This window comes from Roseiflexus sp. (genome assembly GCF_057785375.1).
This window is the reverse complement of the sequence record NZ_JBYNRX010000095.1, coordinates 1-8,261: the sequence shown is the minus strand read 5'-3', so window position 1 is coordinate 8,261 and position 8,261 is coordinate 1. Positions and strand designations below refer to the sequence as shown.

Annotated in this window: 3 protein-coding genes; 2 read left to right on the top strand and 1 reads right to left on the bottom strand. The window is 61.8% G+C overall.

Going from position 1 to position 8,261, the window contains the following annotated elements:
• Positions 1 to 152 precede the first annotated feature (152 nt).
• Positions 153 to 2,756: an ATP-dependent chaperone ClpB gene (clpB, locus tag AC3EA7_RS18745; protein WP_488615598.1), complete on the top strand. Its 2,604-nt coding sequence runs from the start codon at positions 153 to 155 to the stop codon at positions 2,754 to 2,756.
• A gap of 35 nt (positions 2,757 to 2,791) precedes the next feature.
• Here clpB and AC3EA7_RS18740 read toward each other — a convergent pair whose 3' ends face one another.
• A complete protein-coding gene (locus AC3EA7_RS18740; RefSeq protein ID WP_488615597.1) occupies positions 2,792 to 4,273 on the bottom strand; it encodes a tetratricopeptide repeat protein in 1,482 nt (493 codons plus the stop codon).
• A gap of 681 nt (positions 4,274 to 4,954) precedes the next feature.
• Between AC3EA7_RS18740 and AC3EA7_RS18735 the strand changes: the two genes are divergently transcribed.
• On the top strand, positions 4,955 to 8,261 hold a 3,307-nt coding region (locus AC3EA7_RS18735; RefSeq protein ID WP_488615596.1), incomplete at its 3' end, for an SdrD B-like domain-containing protein.

The following is an 8,261-nucleotide window of genomic DNA, read 5'->3' as shown; positions in this document are numbered from 1 at the left end:
AAAAGGTAAAAGGTAAAAGGCAAAAGGCAAAAGGCAAAAGGTAAAAGGCGCAAGGTCAGGGGCAAGCGGCGAGAGAGGAGTAGAGACCAGGAAACCAGGTTCTTAGTTCTCAGTTCTTAGTTCTCAGTTCTCGGTTCTCAGGAGGAACATAGATGACATTCAATACCAACCGACTTACACAAAAATCCGAAGAAGCATTACTGGCAGCGCAAAGCCTGGCGGAGCGCAACGGCAACAGTCAGGTCGAGCCAGAGCACCTGTTGCTGGCGCTGCTCGAACAGACCGATGGCGTCGTACCGCAGGTGTTGGCAAAACTCAACGTAGCCGTTGGCGTACTGGTGCAGCAACTGCGCGCCGAGATCAATAAGTTCCCGCGGGTCAGCGGCGGCGGGGTGCAACTCCAGTACTCGCCGCGTATGCGCACGGTCGTTGTGCGCGCCGCCGACGAAATGCCGCAGTTCGGCGACGAATACATCAGTACCGAGCATCTGCTGCTGTCGATCCTGCAGCATGCTGGCGGCGGCGCCGAGCGTGTGCTGCGACAGGCGGGCATCACGCGCGATAGGCTGCTCCAGGCGCTGCGCGAAGTGCGCGGCAGCCAGCGTGTCACCAGCCCGACGCCGGAAGGCACCTATGCGGCGCTTGAACAGTATGGGCGCGATCTGACCGAACTGGCGCGGCGCGGCAAACTCGACCCGGTGATCGGGCGCGACGAGGAGATCCGCCGCGTGATCCAGATTCTCAGCCGCCGCACGAAGAACAACCCGGTGTTGATCGGTGAGCCAGGCGTCGGCAAAACCGCAATCGTCGAAGGTCTGGCGCAGCGCATCGTGCGTGAAGATGTGCCCGAAGCACTGAAGGACAAGCGCATTATTGCGCTCGACATGGGCGCGCTGATCGCTGGCGCCAAATACCGCGGCGAGTTCGAGGAGCGCCTCAAAGCAGTGCTGAAGGAGATTCAGGAGCGCGACGACGTCATTTTGTTCATCGACGAGTTGCACACCGTCGTTGGCGCTGGCGCCGCCGAGGGCGCAATGGACGCCAGCAATATGCTCAAGCCGATGCTGGCGCGCGGCGAACTGCATATGGTCGGCGCAACCACGCTCGACGAATATCGCAAGCATGTCGAAAAGGACGCGGCGCTCGAACGGCGCTTCCAGCCGGTTATGGTCGATCCGCCGTCGGTCGAGGACACGATCTCGATCCTGCGCGGTCTGAAGGAGCGCTATGAGACCCATCACGGCGTGCGCATCACCGATGCCGCAATTGTTGCAGCAGCGATGCTGTCGGATCGCTACATCTCCGACCGCTTCCTGCCGGACAAGGCAATCGACCTGATCGACGAAGCGGCAGCGCGCCTGCGCATGGAAATCACCAGCGACCCGCAGGAACTGGACGATCTGAAGCGGCGCATCATGCAACTCGAGATCGAGCGTGAGGCGCTGAAGAAGGAGAAGGACAAAGCCAGCAAAGAGCGCCTTGAGAAACTGGAGCAGGAGCTGGCCAATCTGCAGGAGCAGCGGCGCGCTGTCGAAGCGCAACTCCAGCGCGAACGCGAGCAACTGGCGCGGGTGCAGCAACTGAAAGAACAGATCGATCAGACCCGCGTCGAGATCGAGCGTGCACAGCGTGTGTACGACTACAACAAAGCAGCGGAATTGCAGTACGGTCGGCTCAACACCCTGGAGCGCCAACTGGCGGAGATCGAGGAACAGATCCGCGCCTCAGGCGGCGGCATGTTGCGCCAGGAAGTGACCGAACAGGATATTGCCGAGATCGTCTCGAAGTGGACGGGCGTGCCGGTCGCCAGACTGCTCGAAGGCGAAATCGAGAAACTGGTGCGCATGGAAGAGCGCCTGCACCAGCGCGTCATCGGGCAGGACGAAGCGGTATCGGCGGTGGCGAATGCTGTGCGGCGCGCGCGCGCCGGGCTGCAAGACCCCAACCGACCGCTTGGCTCATTCCTGTTCCTGGGTCCCACCGGCGTCGGCAAGACCGAACTGGCGCGCGCGCTGGCGGAGTTCCTCTTCGACGACGAGCAGGCGATGGTGCGCATCGACATGTCGGAGTACATGGAGAAGCACACGGTCGCGCGGCTGATCGGCGCGCCTCCGGGGTATGTCGGCTACGAAGAGGGCGGTCAGTTGACCGAAGCAGTGCGTCGCAAGCCCTACTCGGTCGTGCTGTTCGATGAAGTGGAGAAGGCGCACCACGATGTGTTCAACGTCCTGCTCCAGATTCTAGACGACGGGCGTCTCACCGACGGGCATGGGCGCGTGGTGAATTTCAAGAACACCGTGATCATCATGACCAGCAACATCGCTAGCCCGACGATCCAGGAACTGGCGCAGCGCGGCGCGTCGCAGGACATTATTCGCGCCAGTGTGATGGAGGAACTGCGCATGCAGTTGCGACCGGAGTTCCTCAACCGGATCGATGAAATCATCGTTTTCAAGCCGCTGTCACGCGAACAGATCGGGCAGATCGTCGAGATTCAACTCAACCGGCTGCGGAAACTGCTGGCGGATCGCAAGATCGAGCTCGAACTCAGCCCCGCAGCGCGCGAGAAACTGGTTGCCGAAGGGTACGACCCGGTGTTCGGCGCCCGGCCATTGAAGCGGGTCATCCAGCAGCGCATCCAGAACCCGTTGGCGCTGTCCTTGTTGCAGGGCGAGTTTCGCGACGGCGATACCGTGTTGATCGACGTAGCGCCCAACGGATCGTTTTCCTTCGAGCGCGCCGTCGTCGTCTCGTAGGGGCAGGTCTCAGACCTGCCCCGACCCTCCATAGGTCACGGCGCAATACCCCACATTGCCATCTGATCCTCTGCGCGTATGCGCCATTCCGATGCAGGGGCGAGATCGGCGGCGCGGATCAGGGCGCTGCGCGCCGCCGTGCGATCCCCTAGCGCCGCCAGCGCCCGCCCGTAATGATAGGCGACTTCGGCGCTTACGGGATCGAGCGCCTGCGCCTGCGCCGCTGCATCGCGCGCGCCTGCCGCGTCGCCGCACGCCAGGCGCGCCTGCGCCAGCGCCAACCATGCCTGTGAATTCTCCGGCAGCCACGCAACTGCTTCGACAGCCGCAGGAATACCCTGTTCACAGATCTGCAACGAGGTCTTCAGATGATACTGCGCCTGCACCAGCGCATACGTTCCGCGCAGCGCCGGCGGCGCAATCCGGCGCGCTTCGTCGTATGCCGCCGCTGCCGCCGGATAATCACGCTGCGCAGTGTGCCATTCTCCCAGCGCCAGCAGCACATCCGGGTCGTTCGGCGCAATGCGACGCGCCTCCTGAATCTCGGCAAGCGCCGCCGGCGCATCACGCACGGCAAGGTGCGCCAGCGCCAGCAGCGTCCGTGGTCGCGGATCGTCGGGTGTGTCCAGCGCAAGATCACGCAAACGCGCCAGCGCCACTGCAACATCGCCATTCGATAATTGCGCATACGCGGAATATGCTTCCGCCGCCAGCGTTGGTGTTCCACGTTCGCGCGCCATGGCAAACTGCTCCTCCGCCAGCGGCGTCCACCCGATATCCAGATAGACCTGTCCCATCAATTGCGGGCGGATCGCCTCATCAGACGCCAGGATCGCTGCGATCTGCGCGACATCCGGGCGCGGCAGCGGGCGCAGCGGCACGGCAAGCGGCTGTTCGCGCGGACGAGTCCCGTGCTCCTCTGTGACCGCCCGACGCAGCTCCTGCCACGCGCTGACCGGATCATGGCCAGCGCGCAACGTGGCAATTCGCGTATGCGCAACTCTGCGCCACGAGTCGGGCAGACCAGCCGCAAGCGCCGCATGGTACCCGGCTTCTGCACCGGCATAATCGTTATGGCGCAAGCGCTCTTCCGCTTCTAATGCAAGACGCAGCCCATACAACGCAGAAGAAGGAGAAATCTGCGTCCACATGCGCGCTGCTTCATCGGCATACCCCATACGTGCTGACATGCGTCCCTGATAGAGGCGCGCCAGCGCGGTATCGGCATCGTTCAACCCCAGTCGCAGCGCCCAGCCAAACTCGCGGCTAGCAGCCATCTCCTCGCCGCGCACGGCCAGCGCTATGCCCAGCCGCAGCCGCGCAGGAGCAAAATCGGGCGCGCGCGTTGCCAACGCATGGTAGGTGTGGAACGCCTCGTAATACCGTCCTGCAATGAAGAGCGCATCCGCCTGCCGTAACGCATCGTATGTGTCGGGCTGAAACGCTAGGCGCGCCGCCAGGAGCGTCGCTGCTAGTATAAGAGTAATCTGGATAAACTGGATGCTTTGAAACTTCACGGGTTAGAGAACCGAGAACCGAGAACTGAGAACCAAGAACCGGGAATCGGGAACCGGGAACCAAGAACCAGGAACCAGGAACCGATACCAATGCGCGGTCATTCTTACCATACTGCCTCTATGCCGTTACTCGCCGTTTCGTGCAAACCGGGCGCTCGAACATCGTAAATGACCGACCGCCACATGGTATCAGCCTCCCTCCGCACAGACGCAGGGCTGGCGCCGGGCATCCATACGCACCGTGGTAAGAGGCATCGTCGCCTGCACAATTGCATTGCCGTCGTTAGACATCCATGCGCACCGGGAAGGGCGCTTCAGCGCCCTTCGCACCGTTAGCCCGACGCTTGAGCGTCGGGCGGGCGCGCGCCGGATGGACGCGCGTCGGGCGGGCGCGCACCGGATGGACGAACGCGCATCGGGCGTCGGGCGCGCTCCTACATCTCGCGTTCAACGTTCAACCTGCCCCCTCGCTTCTCACGCCTCTTGCCTCGCACCTCACGCCTGCTTCACACATTGTTTACAACTTCGGCTCGATTTTGCAACCAAATCGCAACTGTTCTCATGCCCTTTTCTGTAGTATAGTCGAAGTGGTATGCGCCTGCCACGTATGCGGCAATATGTTCGTGTGGCAGGCGTTCACATCGCGTCGTCCGGTCTCCTCTTCAGCGCAAGGTGGTTCGCATGGCAATAACCCACACTTCACATCGCGCTCGACGCCTGCAGGCGCGCCGCTGGGCGGCAGTCGCCGCCATCGCTCTGATGCTCTCGACGCTACTCGCCCTGTTCGGCGCGCGCGTTGCCGGCGCCGTGGGCAATTTGACGGTGCGAGTCTATACCGATAGCAATCGCAACGGGCAATACGACAGCGGTGAACCTGGACTGAGCGGAGTGCCGGTATCGGTGTTCAATACCGACAATAACCTGCTCTATTCGGTGAACACCGACAGTTCCGGGCTGGCGACCTTCCCCAACGTGCCCAACGGCGCTTACCGCGTTGAGGTGACGAACCCCGGCAACGGCGCGCCCAACGGGACTGTGATCTCGCTGCCAGGATCGACGACGCCAGGGCAGGACAACGCCCTAGTGTTTTTTGTGACGATCAACAATGCACCGGTTCAGCGCAATGTCGGTTTGCGGTCGCTCGACGCTTCCGGCATCGATTCCGGGGCGCCCGCCGGCTTCCGCACCATCGTCGTGCGCGCCTGGGACGACCAGGACGCCAATGGCATTCAGGACGCCGGTGAACCCGGGCTTTCCGGTTTGACGCTTGGATTATACAACCCCTCGAATGTGTTGGTTGGCACAGCCACCGCCGGACCAGACGGCACCTACCGTTTTGTGGACAATGTCCCGGCAGGTGTCAGCAACTACACTATCCGCGTCACCGGCGGCATTCCTGCCGGCTGGGTGCTGACGACGCCCAATGCGAACTTCGACAGTGAGGATCGGCGCGACTCCGATGCGCAGCTTGTTTCCGGCGAGCCGCGCATTACCGTTCCCAATGCACTGCGCGGTGTGAATGACGATAGTCTGGACGTCGGCTTCGCGCGCGGCGCCGTGAGCGGCTTCGTCTGGCGCGACCTCGACCAGAACGGTCTGCGCGATCCGGGTGAGCCGTTCATCAATGGCGTGACCATCGAACTGCGCGACTCGTCCAATATGCTCATTGCTACACAGACAACACGCTCCATCGCTAACGATCCTTCCAACCGCGCCGGGTTTTTTGAGTTCGTGAGCGTGCCGCTGACGGCAACGTACCGTGTGCGCATTCCGAATTCCGAGTTCAATGACCCCACCGATCTGCTCTTTGGGCACGCGACGCCGCCCAACTCGACGGCAACCCCGCCTGCAATCGGCGATCAAGGGCTGATTAACGGTACAGCAGATGGTCCCGTAGTTATCGGCGCCGGTGATTTCCTCCAGACGCCTGATTTTACCCTGAATGCGACTAATCGCCGCAACGAGACCTCGAACTTCGGTCTCTACGCCGGTACGGTCGGCGATTTCGTCTGGCACGATGTGAACCGCAATGGCATCGTCGATCCAGCCGAATCGACGCTTGGTTTGGCAAATGCGCTGGTCTTTGTGGATTTGAATGGCAACTGTCAGATCGACACAGGCGAACCACAGACGACCACTGATCTCAACGGGAACTATCTCTTTGACAGCCTGCCGCTTGGTATTACCTACACGGTGGTTCTCGCGGCCTCCAACTTCGCGCCTGGCGGCGCTCTCGAAGGGCTGGGCTACACCACCGGCGCTGCGTGTGGTTCAACTGAGGGTGTGGTTATTACCACCACGCTCCTGACCGCAACCGTTCCAGCGGATTTGAATGTTGATTTTGGCATTGTGCGCGCCGAGATCGGCAACTTTGTCTGGGAAGATGACAATGGCAACGGCATCTTCGATCTGAGTGAAACGGGCATTCCGAGCGTTACGGTTCAACTCTACGGCGCCGGACCGGACAACACCTTCTTCACTGCCGATGATGTGACCGTCGGTCTCTCACAGACGACAAACGCGAGTGGTATTTATACGATCACCGATATCATCTCCGGCACGTACTACGCCACGTTCGACCTGAGCGCACTCGCGCCGGCATACGTGGCGAGCGTCTACACGCCGACAGGATGGTTGGACGTCGATCCGCAAGCCAGCAGTTCTGACGATGTGAACGATGTGCGCGCGTTCGTCGGCGGGCGCGTCTGGCGCACTCCAACCTTTACAATTGCGCGCGGCAGTCAGAACCCTGGCGTCGATGCGGCGGTTTACCGTCCGGCATCCCTCTCAGGGCGCGTCTTCTTCGACCAGAACGGCAATAACCGGGATGAAACCTCGCCTGAGCCGGGACTGGCGAATTTCACCGTCAATCTGCTCCGCGCCGCCGATAATACGCTGGTGGCGACCACAACAACCGCTCTCGATGGCAGCTACACCTTCAGCAGCGTCGCTCCGCTCATCTATGTGGTTGAGATCGTGCGCCCCGACCCGGCAAACTGGTCGTTCGTCACGCCCAACATCCCCTCAGCCGGCGACCCGCTTGCCAGTGATGTCGATGCAACGGGGCGCACCGGCGTTCTGACGGTGACCTCGGGGATCACCGTGACCGACGTTGATGCCGGTTTGCGCGGGAACAACATCGTTCAGGGCTACGTCTTCTTCGACCGCGACGGCAGTTTCACGCAGACTGCCAATGATCAGGCGCTGAATGGCGCAACCGCGACGCTAACCGTGACGGTCGCTACTGTTAATCTGACGACGACCTACACACTGACTGCCACAACTACTGGACCTAATCCAAACTACTCGTTCACCGGTCTTCCTGGCGGGACAGCAGGCGTGACCTATACGCTGGCGTTCGATCCGCCAGATGGTACGTACACCGCCTCGCTCGCCGATGTCGGCGGCAATGACGCGCTCGATAGCGATGGACCGGTCATCACTGTGACCGGTGCAACGGTTGGCGTCAGCAACACGCTGGACTACGATCAGGGGTACTGGCGCCCGGTCACCGTGCGCGCCCGCATTTTCGATGAGATCACGAACCTGCCCCCCGATAACGTATACGATGCGGGCGACACCGGCATCACCACCGCAACGGTGACGATCACCACCACCAACGGCGCAGTGACGCCGCTCGGCAGCAGCGGAATCGATTCGACCGGCGTGGTGACCTTCACCCTGCCGCCGACGACCACGACCTACTGGCTGAATGTGCCGACCCCTGCCGGGTTTACGCCATCACCGGGGAATACTGGTGTGCTGGAAGTCAATACGCCAAGCCCGCTGCTCGCTAATGATACCGCGCCGTCGCCAACGACCGAGTTTCAGTTCGGCTATTTCCGCGCTGCGACAGTGACCGGCACGGTGCGGTTCGACCGCGATGCGGACAACATTCTGTTTAGCGACAATGAGCCGGGGATGCAGGGGGTGACGGTGACGCTACGGTTGGGCGGCAGTGACGTGCTGACGACCACGACCGACGCGA

Bases quoted from the DNA above. Each gene is read 5' to 3' on its own strand.
- clpB (WP_488615598.1), top strand. From the start codon at position 153: ATGACATTCAATACCAACCGACTTACACAAAAATCCGAAGAAGCATTA.